General features: G+C 50.3%; 18 protein-coding genes. 12 read left to right on the top strand and 6 right to left on the bottom strand.

Features of this window, described 5'->3' with window-relative positions; genetic code table 11:
* From BZJ21_RS09235 to aspS, 4 genes are all read right to left on the bottom strand, one after another.
* On the bottom strand, nucleotides 1-186 hold a 186-nt coding region (locus BZJ21_RS09235; RefSeq protein WP_131826338.1), incomplete at its 3' end, for a hypothetical protein.
* Nucleotides 187-595: 409 nt separating this feature from the next.
* Nucleotides 596-1,117, bottom strand: coding sequence for a crossover junction endodeoxyribonuclease RuvC (gene ruvC, locus BZJ21_RS09230; protein WP_021022886.1), 522 nt, complete (start codon nucleotides 1,115-1,117; stop codon nucleotides 596-598).
* Nucleotides 1,118-1,864, bottom strand: a complete 747-nt coding sequence (locus tag BZJ21_RS09225; RefSeq protein ID WP_021022885.1) for a YebC/PmpR family DNA-binding transcriptional regulator — start codon at nucleotides 1,862-1,864, stop codon at nucleotides 1,118-1,120.
* Nucleotides 1,865-1,973: 109 nt separating this feature from the next.
* Nucleotides 1,974-3,758, bottom strand: coding sequence for an aspartate--tRNA ligase (aspS, locus tag BZJ21_RS09220; protein ID WP_077669628.1), 1,785 nt, complete (start codon nucleotides 3,756-3,758; stop codon nucleotides 1,974-1,976).
* A 277-nt stretch (nucleotides 3,759-4,035) separates the two neighbouring features.
* On the opposite strand from aspS, the gene BZJ21_RS09215 reads away from it, so the two are divergent.
* From BZJ21_RS09215 to BZJ21_RS09180, 8 genes are all read left to right on the top strand, one after another.
* Nucleotides 4,036-4,905, top strand: coding sequence for a DUF72 domain-containing protein (locus BZJ21_RS09215; protein WP_077669632.1), 870 nt, complete (start codon nucleotides 4,036-4,038; stop codon nucleotides 4,903-4,905).
* Between the two features lie 134 nt (nucleotides 4,906-5,039).
* On the top strand, nucleotides 5,040-5,768 hold the full coding sequence (gene cmoA / locus BZJ21_RS09210; RefSeq protein WP_021022363.1) for a carboxy-S-adenosyl-L-methionine synthase CmoA: 729 nt from the start codon (nucleotides 5,040-5,042) through the stop codon (nucleotides 5,766-5,768).
* Nucleotides 5,769-5,956: 188 nt separating this feature from the next.
* The gene (cmoB, locus tag BZJ21_RS09205; RefSeq protein ID WP_077669627.1) at nucleotides 5,957-6,928 is read left to right on the top strand and encodes a tRNA 5-methoxyuridine(34)/uridine 5-oxyacetic acid(34) synthase CmoB; all 972 of its coding nucleotides are present in this window, start codon (nucleotides 5,957-5,959) and stop codon (nucleotides 6,926-6,928) included.
* Nucleotides 6,929-7,325: 397 nt separating this feature from the next.
* Nucleotides 7,326-8,129: an ATP-dependent zinc protease family protein gene (locus tag BZJ21_RS09200; RefSeq protein WP_077669626.1), complete on the top strand. Its 804-nt coding sequence runs from the start codon at nucleotides 7,326-7,328 to the stop codon at nucleotides 8,127-8,129.
* 56 nt (nucleotides 8,130-8,185) lie between these two features.
* Nucleotides 8,186-9,715 (top strand): inactive transglutaminase family protein, encoded by a 1,530-nt coding sequence (locus BZJ21_RS09195; protein ID WP_077669625.1) that lies wholly within the window; start codon nucleotides 8,186-8,188, stop codon nucleotides 9,713-9,715.
* Nucleotides 9,708-10,715 (top strand): alpha-L-glutamate ligase-like protein, encoded by a 1,008-nt coding sequence (locus BZJ21_RS09190; protein ID WP_077669624.1) that lies wholly within the window; start codon nucleotides 9,708-9,710, stop codon nucleotides 10,713-10,715. Before BZJ21_RS09195 ends, BZJ21_RS09190 begins: the two co-directional genes overlap by 8 nt.
* Before the next feature lie 80 nt (nucleotides 10,716-10,795).
* Nucleotides 10,796-11,308: a VC2046/SO_2500 family protein gene (locus BZJ21_RS09185; RefSeq protein WP_077669623.1), complete on the top strand. Its 513-nt coding sequence runs from the start codon at nucleotides 10,796-10,798 to the stop codon at nucleotides 11,306-11,308.
* Nucleotides 11,309-11,567: 259 nt separating this feature from the next.
* Nucleotides 11,568-12,215: an SDR family NAD(P)-dependent oxidoreductase gene (locus BZJ21_RS09180; RefSeq protein ID WP_077669622.1), complete on the top strand. Its 648-nt coding sequence runs from the start codon at nucleotides 11,568-11,570 to the stop codon at nucleotides 12,213-12,215.
* A gap of 1,042 nt (nucleotides 12,216-13,257) precedes the next feature.
* On the opposite strand, the gene adhE is transcribed toward BZJ21_RS09180, so the two are convergent.
* Nucleotides 13,258-16,005 carry a bifunctional acetaldehyde-CoA/alcohol dehydrogenase gene (adhE, locus tag BZJ21_RS09170; protein ID WP_269087439.1) on the bottom strand — a complete coding sequence of 916 codons (2,748 nt, stop codon included), beginning with the start codon at nucleotides 16,003-16,005 and terminating at the stop codon, nucleotides 13,258-13,260.
* 642 nt (nucleotides 16,006-16,647) lie between these two features.
* Here adhE and BZJ21_RS09165 point away from each other — a divergent pair.
* Together BZJ21_RS09165 and BZJ21_RS09160 are read left to right on the top strand one after the other, a co-directional pair.
* Entirely contained in the window at nucleotides 16,648-17,286 is a 639-nt protein-coding gene (locus BZJ21_RS09165) for a YchE family NAAT transporter (protein ID WP_077669619.1), read from the top strand.
* Nucleotides 17,287-17,421: 135 nt separating this feature from the next.
* Entirely contained in the window at nucleotides 17,422-18,270 is an 849-nt protein-coding gene (locus BZJ21_RS09160) for an ion transporter (protein ID WP_077460414.1), read from the top strand.
* A gap of 133 nt (nucleotides 18,271-18,403) precedes the next feature.
* Here BZJ21_RS09160 and cysS read toward each other — a convergent pair whose 3' ends face one another.
* Nucleotides 18,404-19,798: a cysteine--tRNA ligase gene (cysS, locus tag BZJ21_RS09155; RefSeq protein ID WP_101494572.1), complete on the bottom strand. Its 1,395-nt coding sequence runs from the start codon at nucleotides 19,796-19,798 to the stop codon at nucleotides 18,404-18,406.
* A gap of 240 nt (nucleotides 19,799-20,038) precedes the next feature.
* On the opposite strand from cysS, the gene BZJ21_RS09150 reads away from it, so the two are divergent.
* Together BZJ21_RS09150 and BZJ21_RS09145 are read left to right on the top strand one after the other, a co-directional pair.
* The gene (locus BZJ21_RS09150) at nucleotides 20,039-20,617 is read left to right on the top strand and encodes a MarR family winged helix-turn-helix transcriptional regulator (RefSeq protein ID WP_077669631.1); all 579 of its coding nucleotides are present in this window, start codon (nucleotides 20,039-20,041) and stop codon (nucleotides 20,615-20,617) included.
* A 197-nt stretch (nucleotides 20,618-20,814) separates the two neighbouring features.
* The gene (locus tag BZJ21_RS09145; RefSeq protein ID WP_021022351.1) at nucleotides 20,815-21,312 is read left to right on the top strand and encodes a peptidylprolyl isomerase; all 498 of its coding nucleotides are present in this window, start codon (nucleotides 20,815-20,817) and stop codon (nucleotides 21,310-21,312) included.
* Nucleotides 21,313-21,349 lie beyond the last annotated feature (37 nt).

Genomic DNA, 21,349 nt, shown 5'->3' with positions numbered 1-21,349 from the left:
GAGCTTATTCGTATTATCATGCACCATCGCGGGCCGCATTGGGGTATCAGTCAACAGGGCAAATTCACCGCTATCAAGCTTTTCTTTAAATTGTGAAAAACTCACTCCATCGGGCATCACATTACCAAGGTCTCGCTCATTAAGCGCCTCAATATCGCCCTCTACTTGCCCAAACTCACACGCCATAAGTTCAGTCAGTCTAACGAGTTTATATCCCACCGCATTGTCCACCAATCAAGAGCCATGGCGGTGTATTTTACTGACGAGACCAGATTTTTGGATGGATTTGTTGTCATCGTTAGGTTAGCACTGACTAAAGTGTGAAGTGCGTGCAAGAACGGATAACAGGAGGGATCCCTCCGTGGAGGGCGTGGCGCCCGTGGCGCCATCGGACATCAAAGCCAAAGATTAACCCCGATGTTAAATTTGGCGCCGATCGTGACAGGCGCCCGTTGGCAATGTGCCGATATCCAACAATGTCCAGGGGCTTGTGTCACCTACGCCAATGGCACCACCGATGTATAAATTTTGTCATTGTATGCATTCCCACGCAGGAGCGTGGGAACGAGTAAAGAGTAAAAAGTAAAAAGCGCTTTTACCGATATCGGCCGCGGCGGGCGGCGTTAGCTTTGCCGGCCATGGCGATCAGGGTGTGATTGGTGTGGGCATGGCAAATCGCCACGGCCAGGGCATCGGCGGCATCGGCTTGGGGGGTGGCGCTGAGTTTCAACATGTGGGTGACCATATGCTGCACTTGCTTTTTATCCGCGCTACCTTTGCCGACGACTGCTTGCTTGATAAGCCTTGCTGCGTATTCAGATACCGGTAGATCGGCATTCACCGCCGCAACGATGGCACTGCCCCGTGCTTGGCCCAATTTAAGCGCCGAATCGGCATTACGGGCCATAAAGACTTGTTCGATGGCAAAGTTGTCCGGCTGAAATTGGGTGATCACTTCACTCACCCCTGCGTAGATATGCTTCAAGCGACCGGGTAAGTCGTCGGTTTCTGTCCGAATACACCCGCTACCGAGGTATTCAAGATGCCGCCCCTGTTGGCGGATCACCCCATAACCGGTGATCCGCGAACCTGGGTCAATCCCCAGTATAATGGTCATTTAGCTTAAACTCGCTGCCACTTCATCCGAGATATCCCCGTTATGATAGACCTCTTGCACATCGTCAAGGTCTTCTAACGTATCGATAAGACGCAGTAACTTCGGTGCGGTATCTGCATCTAACTCGGCTTTGGTCGATGGCACCTGGGTCACTTCGGCGCGTTCCGCTTCAAACCCGGCTTTATCGAGGGCATCTTTGACGGTACCAAAATCATTAGGGGTGGTGTAGACATCGATTGAGCCGTCGTCATAGGTGACCACGTCTTCTGCCCCGCCTTCGAGTGCCGCTTCCATCACATCGTCTTCTTCAAGGCCTGCAGCGTAAGTGACGACGCCTTTTTTATCAAATAGGAAGCTAACCGAGCCGTCAGTGCCTAGGTTACCACCAGATTTGGAAAATGCGTGACGAACACCTGACACGGTACGATTGCGGTTGTCGGTCATACATTCCACCATCACCGCGGTGCCCGCTGGGCCATACCCTTCGTAAATCACGGTTTCCATGTTGTCGTCGCCATCACCGCCAGCTCCGCGTGTGATCGCTCGGTTGATGGTGTCGCGTGTCATATTGTTAGATAGCGCTTTATCGACCGCCGCACGCAAGCGTGGATTGGTTTCTGCTTCGGGACCACCTTCTTTGGTGGCAACCACTAATTCTCGAATCAGTTTGGTGAAAATCTTACCGCGCTTCGCGTCTTGAGCGGCTTTACGGTGTTTAATATTCGACCACTTACTGTGACCTGCCATATCGATTCTCCGTTTTTTTGCGCTCCCCTCACGTGAAAGGAGTAATCAGAAAAAACGCGCCTTGGCTTTTCAGTCTGAGGCGCGTTGATGAAATGACGTTAAGGTAACGTTATTCGCTTTGTTCGTTTTGCTCGGCTGCCACGGTAATGCTGAGCGCTAGCTCTTCAAGCGCGGCGTCATTGGCAATACTTGGCGCATCCGTCATCAAGCACGCTGCGGCTGTGGTTTTCGGGAACGCAATGACGTCACGAATGTTCTCAGTGCCAGACAGCAGCATCACCAAACGGTCCATACCAAATGCCAAACCTGCGTGTGGTGGGGTGCCGTATTTTAGCGCGTCGAGCAAGAAACCGAACTTCTTGCGCTGATCTTGTTCGTCAATGCCCAGGGTCTCAAAGACGGCTGCTTGCATTTCTGGGTTATGAATACGCACCGAGCCACCGCCGACTTCATAGCCATTAATCACCATGTCGTAGGCATTGGAGTTCGCCGCGGCCGGATTGGCTTTTAGCTGCTCTGGCGTGACGTCAGTTGGCGCTGTAAATGGGTGGTGCATGGCGTGCAGGTTGCCTTCGTCGTCTTCCTCAAACATCGGGAAGTCCACTACCCACAGCGGGGTCCAAGCTTGGGTGTCGGTCAGTTCAAGATCCAAACCTAATTTTACACGCAATGCGCCCAGCGCTTCGGTGACTACCGATTTTTTGTCGGCGCCGAACAAGATAATGTCCCCGCTTTGCGCGTCAGTGCGTGACAGAATGCTCTCCACGACATCCGCGTTAAGGAACTTGGCGACGGGCGATTGAATACCGTCAAAGCCGGCGTCGCGATCGTTGACCTTCATCCATGCCAAGCCTTTGGCGCCGTAAATGCTAACAAAATGGGTGTACTCATCAATTTGTTTGCGAGATAAGCTGGCGCCACCTGGCACGCGGATGACTGCCACGCGGCCTTTTTCATCGTTCGCTGGACCAGAGAAGACTTTAAATTCAACATCTTTGACAATGTCGGCCACATCGACGATTTCAAGCGGGTTACGCAAGTCTGGCTTATCAGAGCCAAACCGACGCATCGCTTCTTCATATTTCATGATGGGGAAGGTACCCAAATCAACGTTGAGTAGCGACTGCCACATTTCGCGGATCATTTGCTCGGTCACGTCACGTACTTGTTCAGCGCTCATGAACGAGGTTTCGATATCGATTTGGGTAAATTCTGGTTGGCGATCCGCGCGCAAGTCTTCATCTCGGAAGCACTTCACGATTTGGTAATAGCGATCGAAGCCGGACATCATCAGTAGCTGTTTAAACAGCTGTGGCGATTGTGGCAATGCATAAAAGCTGCCTTTGTGGACGCGGCTTGGCACCAAGTAATCGCGTGCACCTTCCGGGGTTGCTTTGGTCAGTACCGGGGTTTCGATATCTAAAAAGTCGTTCTCATCCAGGAAACGACGGACAAAGCTGGTGGCCTTGGCACGCAGTTTAATGCGATCGCTCATCTCTGGACGACGCAAGTCGAGGTAGCGGTACTTAAGACGCTGCTCTTCAGAGATAAACTGGTTAAAGTCAATCGGCATCGGTGCGCTGCGGTTGATAATCTCCAACCCTTTCGCCACCACTTCGACTTCGCCGGTGGCCATATCACGGTTGATTTGGCTATCTGGACGTGCACGGACTTCACCACGAATGGCAACACAGAATTCGTTACGCAGTTTATTGGCATGTTCGTAAACATCACCCATATCAGGATCAATCACAACTTGCACCAGACCTTCACGGTCGCGCATGTCGATAAAAATCAAGCCGCCCAAATCACGACGACGATTAACCCAACCACAAAGACTTACTTCTTGCCCGACATGGGCTTTATTCAGGTGACCACAATATTGGGTGCGCATAGACTATTCCTGATCTGTTCTGATAATTCTGCTTGCCCCCTTGGGCACAAGCCTGTCAATTCTGAGGGAAATTCGACAACAGCCTTTGTCGTACCTGACGGTACGCCCCCGCGACTGCCGTTACTGTCAAAGACCTGCCATTATAAAGGAAAAGCCCCGCTCTTGGTAAAGCGATCGCGTGTTTTTATTCTGTTTCTCCTTCATATGGTTTTTTTCCCCGGTTGCGATTAGGCTACCGCAACGTGTATTGACTGATCATAACGACGCCATGTCTCTGATGCTACATCAACTGTCCGATCCGCCGTTGCGCCTTGGTTTGACCCAGTGGTCTCATCCCAGTTGGCAGCACCATTTTTATCCTCCAGGTACCCGTTCGGGTGAACGTTTAGCCCGCTACGCAGAGGTATTCAATACGGTTGAGGGCAATACCACCTTTTACGCGTCGCCGTCGCCACAGACGGTGGCGAATTGGGCGGCCGCGACGTCAGACACTTTCCAATTTACTTTTAAGTTTCCCAAAACCATTACCCATCAATGCCAGTTGCGCCATGCGCAAGATTTAACGCGGGATTTTATTCATTTGATGGCGCCTCTCCATGACAAGATTGGTCAGTGGACGATTCAGCTCCCGGCCCGTTTTGGTCCTGAAGGCTTGCCGGATCTGGCCGCCTTTTTGCAAAGCTTACCGGCGGATATCTTTATCGGCGTGGAAGTACGGCACCCGGCTTTTTTTGCCAAAGGCGAGGCAGAGAAGGCGTTGAATCGACTCTTGATCGCCCATCATGCCAACCGAGTGATCATGGACAGTCGCCCTGTGTTCGCGGCGAAACCGGACACGCCAGCGGTGATTGATGCACAAAAGAAAAAGCCGCGTGTCCCCGTGCATGCGATTGCCACCAGCAATGCGCCTATGGTGCGGTTTATTGGTCATCCTGAGCTGGCAGACAATAGCGCATTTTTTGACCCATGGATCCCACGTTTATCTCAGTGGATAGCCGCCGGTAAAACGCCCTATTTAATGATTCATACATCGGACAACGACCACGCTCCGGCACTCGCGGCTCAACTGTATCAACGTCTTGATTTATCAACGCCACTGGCTTCAGTCACCCGCGCCGCGCAAAGTCAGCAAGGGGCACTGTTTTAGTGTATCCACGCAAGGTGCAGGCTCACCGTGCAGACAGACGCTGAAAAATTCACTACAATACGCCGCTTTTGCGATAGGGTTTGCTGGCGTCAGGTGCTCACACTGGCCAGCTGGGCTGATTTGTAGGGGCTTATATGGCTAATCAGGATAAAATTTTCGCGGCGCCGATTGAGAAGATGGGCGACTTTACCTTCGATGAGAATGTCGCCGAAGTGTTCCCGGATATGATCCAGCGCTCGGTGCCTGGGTACAGCAACATTATCTCGGCGATTGGTATGCTGGCGAAACGCTTTGCCACGCCAGATAGCCATATTTACGATCTCGGTTGCTCGTTGGGCGCCGCCACCCTGTCGATGCGCCGCCATATTCCTCATGACAGCTGTACCATCATCGCGGTTGATAATTCACAAGCGATGGTGGAGCGTTGCCGTTTGCATGTGAATGCCTATCGCGGCGCTGCCGATGTTGAGGTGCGTGAGGCTGATATTCGCGATGTGACGATCACTAATGCCTCCATGGTGGTGCTTAATTTTACCCTACAATTTTTAAGCCCGGACGATCGCCAAGCGCTACTCACCCGCATCTATCAGGGATTAAAACCGGGCGGGATCCTGATTTTGTCGGAGAAGTATTGCTTTGAAGACGAAACCGCCAATGAACTGCTGATTGACTTGCACCATGACTTTAAACGCGCCAATGGCTACAGCGAGCTTGAGATCAGTCAAAAACGCAGTGCGCTAGAAAACGTGATGCGTCCAGATAGCATTGATACCCATAAAACGCGATTGAGCGAGATTGGTTTTAGCAGTGTCGCCATGTGGTTTCAATGTTTTAACTTTGGGTCGATGTTCGCGATTAAATAAGATAAGCGATGACATAAAGCGATGCGTCCCGTCATCCTGGAACGCTATTGATCTATTTAGATCATTGATCCAGTTACACCATTAATCTATTTACACCATTAATCTATTTACACCATTGATCGAGTTACACCCTTGATCCAGTCAACCCTTTGATTCAGCGAAACACGCCATTAAGTACGAGTAATCTGATGTTTGATTTTTCCGATTTTTATCAACTGATCGCCAAAAACCGTCTCTCTCATTGGTTAGAAGTTCTGCCGGCGCAATTGGCGGAGTGGCAAACCCAGCCCCATGGCGATATGCCAAAGTGGATAAAAGTGCTGAATAAAATCCCGACCGATGCGCCCGAGCAGGTGGAGCTAAAAGATAGGGTCCAGATTGGCGATGCCACCAGCTTGCCTGCCGGTGAGCGTAAAAAGTTAGAAAATCTGCTCCGTAGCTTTCACCCATGGCGCAAAGGGCCTTATCAGGTTCACGGTATGGATATCGACACCGAGTGGCGTTCGGATTGGAAATGGGATCGGGTGCTTCCGCATATCTCTCCGCTCAAAGGGCGCTATGTGCTCGATGTCGGCTGCGGGAATGGCTACCACATGTGGCGGATGTTGGGTGAAGGGGCGGCTCTGACCGTAGGTATTGATCCCTCTGAGCTCTTCTTAATGCAGTTCGACGCCATTCGTCGTTTAATGGGCAATGATCAACGCGCGCATCTGCTGCCCTTAGGAATCGAAAAACTCCCTGCTCTGCGTGCATTTGATACCGTGTTTAGCATGGGCGTGCTTTACCACCGTCGCTCGCCGCTCGATCATCTAATGCAACTCAAAGATCAGTTGGGGAAAGACGGTGAGCTGATACTGGAAACCTTGGTGATTGATGGCGATGAAAACGCCGTATTGGTGCCATCAGGCCGCTATGCACAAATGCGCAATGTCTACTTTTTCCCTTCGGCGCGTGCGCTCAAAGTGTGGTTGGAAAAAGTCGGATTTGTCGATGTCCGTATTGTCGATGAATGTATCACCACCACCGACGAGCAGCGCAGCACGGCGTGGATGACCCATAACTCGTTGCCAGAGTACCTAAACCCAGATGACCCGACGCAAACCATCGAAGGGTATCCGGCGCCTAAACGCGCAATTTTAGTGGCGCGCAATCCTGATTAAATCGCGCCAGGCGGCGTGTGCTGTGGTTAATTTGATCGAGTGTAGTTAATTTGACCTAGAGCACACGCAACGCTGACGCTGATGTCGCGATCTGCGCCCTTTTATTGTTGTTCACTTTATGCACAAGGGCGCGACTGCCTGTTTTCGGGCAATTTTTCACCGATAGCGTTGAGATAATCAACGTTTAGTCAATTCTGACTAACATTTGACAGAATCCCTCTATCCATCTTGGTCGCATCCTTTAGAATCTGCGTCCACGGCTTGTAGTTTCATCCTTCCTGTCAGGCTAGGCAACATAAACCGACTGATGAAATAAAATCGGCTTCGCGACTAAGTCATCGACAAGCTATATTTCAAGCATATACGAGAATTATCTTTCCAGCGCCGAGGGTTTTACATGGTTTATCGCTACACATTGATTGGTGGTTTGCTCGTTATCGTTTCTGGCTGTACCTTGACTTCACAGCACCAGCACAAAGAAACGCTAAATACCATTCATTCCACCGCCACCCATGTGCATGAGCAACAAACGGCCACACAGGACCAATTAAAAGCGCATGACAAGACCCTGATCGTATTGACCGACGAGATGCGTCAACTGGCTGATAAATTAAACGTCATGCAGCGGACTCAGGCAAAAATGTATGCCAATTTCGCCAACCCAAAACCGGAAGTTAAAATCCAAGAAAAAGTGGTCCGGGTGCCCGTGAATAACGACAAAGTGGTCCTCGGCGGACGTGAATGGGTTTGGTTTGATGAAGTCAAAAGCACCTTCCAGTCGCGCGTAGATACCGGCGCGGCAACCTCGTCGCTCAATGCGGTAGATATTCAAGAATTTGAGCGCGATGGTGATACCTGGGTCAAGTTTAATGTCAATCATAGTGAAAACAATGACCAGCCAGTATTTATGGAAATGCCCGTAAAGCGCTGGGTTCTCATACGGCAATCATCGACCGATAAAACTGACCGCCGCCCCGTGGTGGAAGCGTGGATCCGGGTGGGTAACATTCACGAAAAAACCGAATTTACCCTCGCGGATCGCACCAATATGGAATACCCCGTATTGTTGGGCCGCTCGTTTTTTAAAGATTTAGCCGTGGTAGATGTCAGCCAAGTGCACATTCATCCGCAATATCAGCCGGACACTCCCCCGGAGCCTAGTAATGATGATCGTCAGCCGCCATCAGCGTCTAAAGAATAGGCTTTACGAAAAACTAGGCTCTTCGAAAATAGGCTCTACGAAAATAGGTAATCGACATGGTTTCACGGGTTCCTTTTTACTTTTTGATCGGCTTTTTAATTTTGGCCGGTATCGCACTCAGTGCCTATCGTCACCTAGGCTATGGTGTGCCTTGGCAAGCGGATGACACCCGCCAAGTCTGGCAAATTGAGGCCAGAATTAACTTTGATGCCGACGATGGCCCAGTAAAAGTTAGCCTTGCTGCACCAGATAGCCAACCTGGGCTTACGCTTATCGATGAGAGCACCTCCTCGGCAGGCTATGGTTTTTCATTGCTTAACACTGAACATGGCCGCCAAGCACAGTGGTCGACGCGCCAAGCCAACGGTGAGCAAACCCTTTATTTTAAAAACCAAATGTTAGTCGACGACAGTGCGCGCTATACCATGGCCCCACCTGATGAAGAGCCGGTGACGCTTCCTGTGATGGATAATGCTGCCAAAAATGCGGCCTTAGCACTGCTGGATCGAGCTCGGGCGCGCTCCGCGGACAACATTACGTTGACCCGTGAGCTCATCAAACAATTTAATAGCCCAGATAGTCAAAACGCGGCTTTGTTACTCAATACCCTCGACAAACCCGACGCCCTACGAAAAACCTTGGCACTGGAAGGTGTGCATGCGCGCGTGGTCGGTGGCTTGGAGCTTGAAGATGGGCGACGTCGCCAAACCATTTCTCCCATGCTACAAGTGTGGCAAGACACACGCTGGCACTTGTTTGATTTAACCACTGGGCAAAATGGCCATCACAGTAATGTTCTGCTCTGGAACCAGCACGGCGGACCATTGTTAGAAGTGATGGGCGGTGAACATAGCCAGGTACATTTTTCAATTATCTCCCAAGATATCAGCCCACAACAGGCCACTTCGGCGAAGGTTTCCGCCGATAACCTACTTAACTTTTCTATTCATAGCTTGCCCATTGAAGAGCAGGCGATGTTTAAAACCATTATGCTGATCCCGATTGGCGCGCTGATTGTGGTGTTCTTGCGCGTGATCGTGGGGTTAAAGACTTCAGGGACCTTTATGCCAGTGCTGATTGCGGTCGCCTTTGTGCAAACCCAATTACTCACTGGGATTGTTGGCTTTGTGTTGATCGTCGGCACTGGGCTGGTGATAAGAAGCTATCTCTCCCGGCTTAATTTACTGCTGGTGGCGCGAATTTCCGCGGTGATTATCACGGTCATTTTAATTATTTCGGTATTTAGCGTGATCGCGTTCCGTATCGGCTTAATGGAAGGGCTAACCATCACCTTCTTCCCAATGATTATTCTGTCATGGACCATCGAGCGGATGTCGATTTTATGGGAAGAGGAAGGCGCAAAAGAAGTGGTCATTCAAGGCGGTGGCTCACTCGTCACTGCGGTGTTGGTGTATTTGGCGATGACCAATGAGTTGGTCCGGCATCTGACCTTTAACTTTATTGGCTTGCAGCTGGTGATCTTGGCATTGATATTAATGCTGGGTAATTACACCGGCTACCGCTTGTCGGAGTTGAAGCGGTTTCGCCCGTTAGCACATCAGGATGGGAGCGGTCGTGATGATTAAATTCTTTTCAAGGTTCGCCTCTCCCTTTCGCCTGAGTCACGCCGGCATCATGGGGATGAACCAGCGTAATATCCGTTACATTGGTCGTTACAACGACAGGCGTCTTTATCCATTAGTGGATGACAAACTTAAAACCAAGTTGATCGCCCAGCAAGCCGGCGCTACCGTCCCTGAGTTGATCGGCGTGATTGATAGCCAAGCGCACGTCAAACGTATTCATCACATGGTGGCAAATTGGCCCGGTTTTGTGATTAAACCGGCGCAAGGCTCAGGCGGTAAGGGCATTTTGGTGGTGACGAAAAATCATCAAGGTGTTTATACCAAGGCCTCTGGCAAGACCGTGAGCCACATCGATGTTGAACGTCATATCACCAATACGCTCGCGGGCCTGTTCTCGCTCGGAGGCAAAGCGGATGTCGCTGTGGTCGAGAACTTGATCGCGTTCGACGATAGCTTCAGCGGTTTTAGCTATGAAGGGGTCCCTGATATTCGCGTGATTGTGTTTCAAGGGTATCCGGTGATGGCGATGATGCGGCTGTCGACCTCAGCATCTGATGGCAAGGCCAATTTGCACCAAGGGGCAGTAGGCGTCGGGCTAGATATGGCCACCGGTAAGGCGCTAAAGGCGGTGCAATTTAACCGCCCCATCACCCATCACCCGGACACGGAACATGACCTTTATACCCTGAAAGTGCCTCATTGGCAGCAGCTGCTCACGCTGGCAGCCAGCGCCTGGGAGATGACCGACTTAGGTTACATGGGGACAGATATGGTATTAGACAAAGAGAAGGGCCCGATGGTACTCGAGCTTAATGCACGGCCTGGTCTTGCGATCCAAATTGCTAATGGTTGCGGATTGCTGCCAAGGTTACGGCTGATTGAGTCACTTCCACCTCGGCGCTACCCGCTGATGCCAGACGATCGCGTGGCGTTTTCGATGCAGCATTTTGCTGGACAAAGTACGCAGCCATTGTCGCCCCAACTGGCACAAACCGGATAAAAAAGCACTAAAGTTTACCGTACGCGGCCGATACCCTATTACACATCCGCACAATCACGATATGAATTAGGGTAACCGCAGTGACTATCCATACCATCGACAAAGCGCAGCTTATTAGCGACGTCCAGTTTGGGGGCAACCTCAATCAGGCGGTGGTGCAAGGGCGTCGTTCCGACTTTGCGTTGATGATGGCGCTGCTTTCCGGGGATGCGAATGAGTCAACGCCACTCACACTCACCGATAACCCTATCAGTAATGATGCGATATTGCGCCAGCAGTTCCAGCTGGCAGAGCCGCAACCCTTGGCGGCCAGCAATGAAGAAGATTATCAGCGCGCCAGTGCCCAAGCCGATGCCTTTCACCGTGGCGGTTTAGCCAGCGCTAATTTGCGCTTTCAACTTGCTCCGGCCGCTATGCATTATCCGCCCCAGGGTACGCACGGCTTTGATGAAGCGGTCTACCATAATCTTTCCGGTCATGAGCGTCGTCACTTAGCTGATGCAACCCCAAGCCGCCCCGCTTTTAACCCTGCCACCTTGTATGAAAAACTCACCACATCGCATTGCTTCGATAAAATGCGTGTAAGCGCATAACAACGAAGATCGCAAGTTGATCCTGAGAGGGTTTCATGATCCTTATCGAAATTGTGATCGTCTCTCAATTCCCAACAATATTTCTGCCAGACGACCAGACGTTTTGAGCCTTTTTTTCGCAGTCGGCGTAATTATGGTCCAGTATTATCTTCCCACGCTTGAATAAGGTGTGAGTAAGCTGTCATTTTCACGTGATTAGCTAGAGTATAAAAGGCAAGGCGTGATGCGCTAATTTATTGATACTATTAAGGAATTGACCATGAAGATCGATAACGCAGTGGTCGTTATTACCGCCGGCGGCTCATCATCGGGACGCGCAATGGCAGAGCATTTTTGCTCGCTTGGTGCTGACGTCGCATTGCTCGATACTGAATGGCCAGCACTGCGCTTAAGTGCCGATCAATGCCGTCCCTATGCTGGGCGCGTCCAGCCGATTTGTTTGGCCGATGATCAACCGGCTTCTATCCATGATGCGTTCGCACAAGTGACGCAACTTTTTGGCGGCATTGATGTGCTCATTAATCAATGGCAAGGCGACATATTGCCCAGTTTATTTAACAATGGTGCTTGGTGTGATATGCCGAGAATGCTGACCAATACAACCTCGCCGTGTTATCTGGTGGTTCAGCACGCGGCAGAGTGTATGCAACAACGTGGTCGCCCCGGTGTGATCATTAATGTCGCTGGCGCTCATCTTACCCCTGATACGGTTGCCAATGCCATGATTGGCGGCTTAACCCAGCGCTGGGCCAAAGAGCTTTCCGGGCTAAAGATCCGCGTGGGAGGCATTGTGCCACGCCACCGACATCGCGCAACCTTTGAGATGGATGACGAATTAATTCGAAACGCGGAGTATATTGTCTCGAATGATTCTTTTAATGGCCGGTTGTTAGAAGCAAGTGGTTAGAAAGAGCAAAACCCCCAATGCAAGCACGAGGCTGCTTTCTCTAGTCTCTAGAAGCGAAGCGTCTCGTCTCTTTCCGTATTCCGTAAGCGAAGCGCTCTGAATTCCAATTCCCGAATATCGCGTAGGTCGGCATAAGCGCCAGTCCGATGTAAGCCTCGTGCATCGATGTGCCCTGCGCGCCATCCGACATTGAGGTCAAATTTGGCGCTGATCGTGACAGGCGCCCGTTGACAATGTGCACTTATCCAACATCTTGCCGGGGCTTGTGTCACCTACGCCAATGGCACCACCGATATATAAACCAGGCGTAGGTCGGTATAAGCGCCAGCACAACGCCAATCATTATCACGATGTGGGCCGCGCGCCATCCGACACCGGGGCCAACGATTAACCTCGATCGTGACAGGCGCCCGTTGACAATGTGCACTTATCCAACATCTTACCGGGGCTTGTGTCATCGTCGCCAATGGCACCACCGATATATAAACCAGGCGTAGGTCGGTATAAGCGCCAGCACAATGCCAATCATTATCACGATGTGGGCCGCGCGCCATCCGACACCGGGGCCAACGATTACCCCGATCGTGACAGGCCCCCAGGAAGCATAGCGCATCATTGTTGACATCTTACCGGGGCTTGTATCATCGTCGCCAATGGCACCACCGATATATAAACCAGGCGTAGGTCGGTATAAGCGCCTTCTCGATCGCGCAAGCTTGGTGTGATTTCCGCCGCGCGCCATCCGACACCGGGACCAACGATTAACCCCGATCGTGACAGGCGCCCGTTGACAAGGTGCACTTATCCAACATCTTGCCGGGGCTTGTGTCATCGTCGCCAATGGCACCATCGATGTATAAATTTTGTCATTGTATGCATTCCCACGCAGGAGCGTGGGAACGAGCAAGAAGCGACACGTCTCGTCTCTTTCCGTATTCCGTAAGCGAAGCGCTCTGTATTCTCGTGTCATCGTCGCCACGGGTAAAATCAAAAAGACCCGCCGGTGGCGGGTCTTTTTCGTTAAGCGGTTGCCTAGGTTACATTAGGCGTCTGCTTTTTGGTCCTTTTGCTCAGCTTTCGCTTTTGCGTCAGCTTTAGCCGCTTTGGTCTGCGCTGCAGCGGGTTGGTCATCTCTTTTTTTGATAACCGTGGTGCCTTCAAAGGTTTCACCTTCAACGTAAGGCTTGCCATAGTAAGACGCAACCAACACTTCTTTCAGCTCTTTGATGAGTGGGTAGCGTGGGTTTGCACCGGTACATTGGTCATCAAACGCTTCTTCCGCCAGCTCGTCCAGTTTGGCCATGAAGTCTGCTTCTGGTACACCCGCCGCTTGGATAGAGGTTGGGATGTCTAGTTTCAGCTTCATGTCTTCAAGCCAGGTTAACAAACGCTCAATTTTCTGTGCGGTACGGTCACCGGTTTGAGCCAGACCCAAGTGGTCAGCGATTTCTGCATAGCGACGACGTGCTTGTGGGCGGTCGTACTGCGAGAATGCCGTTTGCTTGGTTGGGTTGTCATTGGCGTTAAAACGTACCACGTTTGAAATCAATAATGCGTTCGCCAGGCCATGCGGCAGGTGGAACTCAGCACCGAGTTTATGCGCCATGGAGTGACACACACCCAAGAAGGCGTTGGCAAACGCGACACCGGCAATGGTGGCACCATTGTGCACTTTCTCACGTGCGATTGGGTCGTTAGCACCGTGCGTATAGCTTGCTGGCAGATAGTCTTTCAGCAGTTTCAGTGCTTGCAACGCTTGCCCTTCCGAGTACTCATTTGACAGGATAGACACGTAAGCTTCCATCGCGTGAGTAATCGCATCGTAACCACCAAAGGCTGTCAGCGACTTCGGCATGTTCATCACCAGGTTGGCATCAACAATCGCCATTTGTGGTGTCAGCTCGTAGTCAGCCAGTGGGTATTTCGCACCGGTTTCGTCGTCAGTCACAACCGCAAACGGCGTGACTTCTGAACCAGTACCTGAAGTGGTTGTTACACAAACCAATTCGGCTTTTTTACCCATTTTCGGGAATTTGTAGATACGTTTACGGATATCCATAAAGCGCATTGCGAGCTCTTCGAACGCGGTTTCTGGATGCTCGTACATTACCCACATAATTTTCGCTGCGTCCATCGGTGAACCACCACCAAGAGCGATAATCACGTCAGGCTGGAAGCTTTGCATCGCTTCAGCACCTTTGCGTACCACACTTAGCGTTGGATCCGCTTCCACTTCGAAGAAAGTGTTTACATCCATGCCTTGCGCTTTAAGCAGTGACTCAATTTGCTCTGAATAACCGTTGTTAAACAGGAAGCGGTCAGTCACGATCATCGCACGTTTCTTGTCTTCCAAATCACCCAGTGCGATTGGCAAGCTGCCGCGGCGGAAGTAGATAGATTTTGGTAGTTTGTGCCACAGCATATTCTCAGCTCGCTTCGCAACAGTTTTCTTGTTCATCAGGTGTTTAGGCCCAACGTTCTCAGAAATTGAGTTACCACCCCATGAGCCACAACCCAGTGTGAGTGACGGTGCAACGTTAAAGTTGTACAAATCACCGATACCACCGTGCGTCGTTGGAATGTTCACCAGAATACGTGCTGTTTTCAGGCGGTCACCGAAATACTTAATGCGGTCTTGGTTGACATCTTGGTTGGTATACAGGCCTGATGTGTGACCGATACCGCCCATTTCTACCATTTTGCAAGCCATGTCGACGGCGTGCTCGAAGTTTTTGGCACGGAACATACCCAGGGTTGGTGAGAGTTTCTCGTGTGCAAATTCTTCTTCAATGCTGATTTCCAGGCCTTCACCAATCAGAATTTTTGTGTCTGATGGGACGCTTACGCCTGCCATATCGGCAATTTTTGTTGCTGATTGACCGACGATATCTGCGTTCAGGTTGCCGTTAATGAGCAACACTTTACGCACTTTGTCGGCGTCGGTTTTACTCAATACATGGCCTTTGTGAGAGGCGAAACGTTCTTTGACTTCGTCATACACTTCGTCCATCACGATAACCGCTTGCTCTGACGCACATACCACGCCGTTATCGAAGGTTTTAGACATGAGTACAGAAGCTACAGCACGCTTAATGTCTGCAGTCTCGTCAATCACGACAGGTACGTTACCCGCACCCACGCCGATAGCTGGTTTACCAGATGAGTATGCCGCTTTCACCATGCCTGGGCCACCCGTGGCCAGAATCAGGTTGATGTCATCGTGCTTCATCAGTGCGTTAGAAAGCTCAACAGACGGTTGATCAATCCAGCCAATAATGTCTTTAGGCGCACCGGCGGCAACCGCGGCGTTGAGAACCAGTTTTGCGGCATCATTAGTGGAGTTTTTCGCACGTGGGTGTGGCGAGAAGATGATGCCGTTACGGGTTTTCAGTGAGATCAGAGATTTGAAGATCGCTGTCGACGTTGGGTTCGTGGTTGGAACGATACCGCAGATAAGACCCACTGGTTCGGCAATGGTCATGGTGCCGAATTCGTCATTCTCTTCAAGAATGCCGCAGGTTTTATCGTCTTTGTATTTGTTGTAGATGAACTCAGACGCGAAGTGGTTTTTGATAACCTTGTCTTCGAGGATACCCATGCCTGACTCTTCGACGGCTTGTTTAGCCAGCGGGATACGCGCGTTGTTTGCCGCCAGTGATGCAGCACGGAAGATCTTGTCTACTTGCTCCTGTGAATAGGTAGCAAATTCTTGTTGTGCCTTTTTGACACGCTCAACCATCGCGTTGAGTTCGGCAATATTAGTAACAGGCATAGTTGTCTCCTGGTTCATATTTGAAAATCATTTAGTAACTGCTTGCGACCACCAGCGTACCCGCTTGGTTGGGTTTTTGATGGCTGCCTGGCGTTTGACCCCTCTAACCGAGATTTCTTCACCCTAACAGCATCGCATTTAGTAAATAACTTTCAAAACTGAGTATAAGTTTTCACAGCGATAGCAACTTGATCTCGATCATTTGTTATCAAATCAATCACAACGAATTTATTGCTTAACCCCCATGTACATTGGGTTTATTCATCATGTAGCACACAGGCTACGTGTCCAATATTTTCACCAAAGTAACACGACCTTTACATGCGAGGCCAACAAAAGCGGTGATTTTGTATTATTTTTTCAACAAAAAGTGAGTGTCTACCATAAAGCTGTTTCTTTTATTCTTGTAAGCCCACCAATGTGACTCTTTTTCCTCTAGTGAGTAAAAACCGTTTAGTGGCTCAGTATAGTCTGCGCTAACAATCTTGCTCACTCATTTGGGGACTTTTTTGCTCCCTCCCATGACTTCACTAAAACCGCAATCAAGACTTGCAGAAAATGCTAGGTTAAGCGGTTGGTTTTTAAGCTGAGGTCGCTATACTGGCCCCACCTTTTAACCCGAGAGAAACTGGACTTCCTCACAGCATCACGAGATTCGCCATGGCCGTTTTTGACACCATGATTTTTGTACAGTTTTTTGTCGGGCTTTTTGCCGCCGTGAATCCCATCGGTATTATGCCCGTTTTTGTGACCCTTACCGTGCATCTTGATAAGCAAGAACGAAACCGCACTGCGTATACCGCAGCGATCGCGGTGGCGATTATCTTGATTGTGTCCTTGCTTGCCGGTCAGATGTTGCTCGACTTGTTCAGTATTTCTTTAGACTCTTTCCGTGTCGCCGGTGGCATGCTGCTGCTCAGTATCGCTTTTACGATGATGAATGGTAAGTTAGGAGAAGGTAAACAAAACAAGCAGGAGCAGTCAGAAACCATCAGTCGTGAGCAAGTGGGCGTGGTGCCGCTTGCCATGCCGTTGCTTGCGGGCCCCGGCGCGATCAGTTCGACCATTGTTTACGGCTCCCAATACCCTGATACATGGAGTACGGTCACGCTTATTTCAACCCTGGTGATCTTCGCCGCTGGCATTTGGAGCTTATTTAAAGTGGGACCTGCGGTGGTAAAATTCTTGGGACAAACCGGTATTAACGTGATCACTCGAATCATGGGTCTGATTCTCGGCTCTCTCGGGATCGAGTTTATTGCCTCTGGCATGCGGGCTTTGTTTCCAGGCCTTAACTGACCCTGTCGCAGATTGGCCTTAGGCTACACGGTAAACAAATATCAAAAACCGGCACGTTGAGCTTTGTAGCCATGTTATGTGTTGCAGTGTCGGTTTTTCAGCTCAATCATCATGTTTTTCGAGCAAGGAAAGCCCATGAACAAACCACAAAGCCGATTGCAGCATTACTTATATACCACAATTTTTGGTACGGAAACCAAGCACGGTAAGGTGTTTGATCTGGCATTGATCGTCATGATTTTGGCATCAATGGTGGCATTGATGCTGGAGTCGATCGCAAGTGTCCACGCCCGCTGGTCACAATGGCTATATTGGATTGAGTGGGGATTTACTGGCATTTTTACCATTGAGTATTTGCTACGTCTTTATTGCTCCCCACGCCCATCCGCCTATGCACGTAGCTTTTATGGCGTCGTGGACCTGCTTGCCATTCTCCCCACTTACATCGCCGTATTTGTTCCGGGCACGACTTATATGATGGTGGTGCGTCTGCTCCGTGTATTACGTATTTTCCGTATACTGAGACTCATGCGCTTTTTGGAAGACTCCAATATTCTGATGCGTTCGATGATCATGTCATCACGCAAGGTGATGATTTTCTTTTCCACAGTCATGATTCTGGTCACAGTATTCGGCGCTCTAATGTATGTGATAGAAGGACCAGAGAATGGTTTCACCAGTATTCCTTATGCCATTTATTGGGCGATAGTAACGCTTACCACTGTCGGATATGGCGACTTGGTCCCCCAAACGGATATTGGTAAGACGCTGGCCTCTTTCACTATGCTGATGGGCTATTCCATTATCGCTGTCCCCACCGGGATCATTACTGCTGAAATAGGCCAACAAATGACACTGCATCGCCAGTTAGTCAAATGCCCAAATTGTTCAAAAGGGGGGCACGAGTCTGATGCGGACTTTTGTAAACATTGTGGTAGTGAACTGCCTGAGCCCGATAAGCGTGAAGTAAAGCCTGGACGGTAATCCAGGCCGGTGCCTTCACGCATTTGACCTTCTGTGTCACACGATTATCACACCGACAATAACAAACGGAGCCTTATTTGGCTCCGTTTTCATTAAATTGCTATTATCCTCGGCCGGATGGCGCTTTATCTGCTTACTTACGGCGCCAGGTGGTGCCTTGTGGGCCGTCTTCCAGCACAATACCCATCGCTGTGAGCGCATCGCGCGCCGCATCGGCTGCCGCGAAGTCTTTGGCTTTACGGGCATCATTACGTGTTTGAATTAAGGCTTCAATGTCAGAAACTTCATCATCAGCGCCAGCATCACCTTGCAAGAAGTTATCGGCGTCTTGCTCGAGCAAACCAAGAATAGACGCCAATTTGCGCATTTGCGCGCCCAGCGCAGACGCGGCGGCCATATCGTCAGCACGGAGGCGGTTAATCTCACGGGCCATATCAAACAACACTGAATAGGCTTCTGGCGTATTGAAGTCGTCATTCATTGCCGCTTCAAAACGCGCCACGTATTGGTCGCCACCTGCCGGGGTTGCCTGAGTGTCTAAACCACGCAATGCGGTATAAAGGCGCTCTAATGCTGAGCGGGCTTGGTTAAGATTTTCGTCGCTGTAATTAAGCTGGCTACGATAATGGCCTGACAGCAAGAAATAACGCACGGTCTCAGCATCGTAGTGCACCAGCACGTCACGGATGGTAAAGAAGTTTCCAAGTGACTTAGACATCTTCTCACGATCGACCATCACCATGCCGCTGTGCATCCACGTATTCACATATGGGGTGTCATGGGCACAGCACGACTGAGCAATTTCGTTTTCATGATGCGGGAACTGTAGGTCTGAGCCGCCGCCATGAATATCAAAGTGCTTACCCAGAAGCGCTGAGTTCATCGCTGAGCATTCAATGTGCCAACCTGGGCGGCCCGGGCCCCAAGGGGATTCCCACGTCGGCTCGCCGGGTTTCGACATTTTCCACACCACAAAATCCAGCGGGCTGCGTTTCGCAGTTTCAATATCCACACGGGCACCAGCTTGGAGCTGATCCAAGTCTTGTTTAGACAACTTACCGTATTCATCAAACTTAGCGACTTCAAACATTACATCGCCGTTATCGGCCACATAGGCAAAACCACGCGCAATCAGCGTTTCTACCAAGGTAATGATTTCGTCAATATAATCGGTCGCACGCGGCTCGATATCAGGACGCACCATGTTTAAGGCATCAAAATCTTGATGCATTTCACCAATCAAACGTTCTGTTAACGCATCGCAGGTCTCGCCATTTTCAGCGGCACGCTTGATGATCTTGTCATCAATATCCGTAATGTTGCGCACGAAGGTCAGATCAAAGCCCAGATAACGCAGGTAACGAGAAATCATGTCAAACGAAACGAAGGTGCGCCCATGTCCGATATGACAAAGATCGTAAATCGTCACCCCACACACATACATACCAATTTTTCCTGGCGTGATAGGCTGAAAGACGGCTTTTTCTCGCGTCAGTGAGTTGTAGATCTTTAACGGGGGGGTTTGCATCGACATAATAATTAGATGACTCGTTACAGTAATGACAATGAGTAAAGTGAAGCTGCTATTACACCTTTTCTGCTAGCGTGACGCAAGCATCGACCCGGTGTCTGGCCCGATAAAGCGCGACGACCGAGTTCACAAGTTAAGAGAAAAAGCACGATTTGAACCAAAACCGACCAATCGGTGCTTGAGTTGGGTCGGGGTGATCATTTATTTTTCGGTAAAGAATCTTTATCGATAACCATTATGACAAAAAATTCAACGCGCACGCACCCAGCAACCACGGCTGCTTCAAAAAGCCAAGAACAAGGTGTTACCCCATCACAAGCTGACAAGGTTGATCTCATTCTGAGCCAGTGGCACAGCGAACGCCCTGATATTGATCCGAGCCCCATGGCGATTACAGGCCGGTTGGCACGTATCAACGGCCACATTAATCCCAAACTGCAGCATGTTTTCGGCCAATACAATCTAAACCCAGGGGAATTCGATGTGCTGGCCTCGTTACGGCGTGCGGGCAAACCCTACACGTTAACCCCAAATCAGCTGCTGGATGCTTTAATGCTCACCTCCGGCGCCATGACTAACCGCATTGATCGGTTGGAGCACAAAGGCTTGGTGGCACGCAGCCCCGATCCCAACGATCGCCGTGGGGTCTATGTCTCACTCACCGACGCAGGGCTGGATTTGATCGATAAGGCGGTGACCGATCATACCAATAACTTGCATCAGCTCCTGGCTGGACTCACCACCAGTGAGCAAGCCAACTTAGCTGATTTACTCAAAAAGTTGCTCGGGCATGTTGAACCTGTATCGTCAGAATGATCTCGATGAATAAAAGTGATCTTGAGAAATAAAAGTGATCTCGAGGAATTAAAATGACAATGCGCCCCTGCAAATCGGTACTTTGGGGTCACTTAGCGATGATTAATTCCACATCCAGGGCGATCATGCTTGATCACCCGGCTCGTTAGGCTAAAATCTGTGATCCTTTTTAGCCAAGCCAATGACAGGATTACATCATGGTAACTCTTCATACCACGTTCGGTGATATCAAACTCCGCATGTATGCAGACGAAGCACCGGCCACGGTCGAGAACTTTTTACAATATTGCCGTGACGGCTTTTATAACGGAACCCTGTTCCACCGTGTTATCGACGGCTTTATGGTCCAAGGCGGTGGCATGGCCTCTGGCATGGAAGAAAAGTCGACGCGTGCACCGATCAAAAACGAAGCGGATAACGGTTTAAGTAACCTTACCGGTCGTTTATCCATGGCGCGTACCATGGAGCCGCATTCAGCCAGTTCACAATTCTTTATTAACGTGAATGACAACTTATTCCTGGATCACAAAGCCAAGACGCCAGACGGTTGGGGCTACTGTGTGTTTGCCGAAGTCGTCGACGGCATGGACGTGGTCAATAAGATCAAAGGCGTTGCCACCGGCAATTGGGGTTATGTACACCAAGACGTCCCTGTTGAAGAAGTATTAATCAATAGCGTGACTATCGAAGACTAAGCCGCACTCGTCAACAAGGGTAGCTAAAGCTACCCTT

Origin of the sequence: Salinivibrio costicola subsp. alcaliphilus, assembly GCF_001996185.1 — a bacterium.
Classification (GTDB): domain Bacteria; phylum Pseudomonadota; class Gammaproteobacteria; order Enterobacterales; family Vibrionaceae; genus Salinivibrio; species Salinivibrio costicola.
Note: the sequence above shows the minus strand (reverse complement) of the source record. Positions and strands in the feature narration are given on the sequence as shown.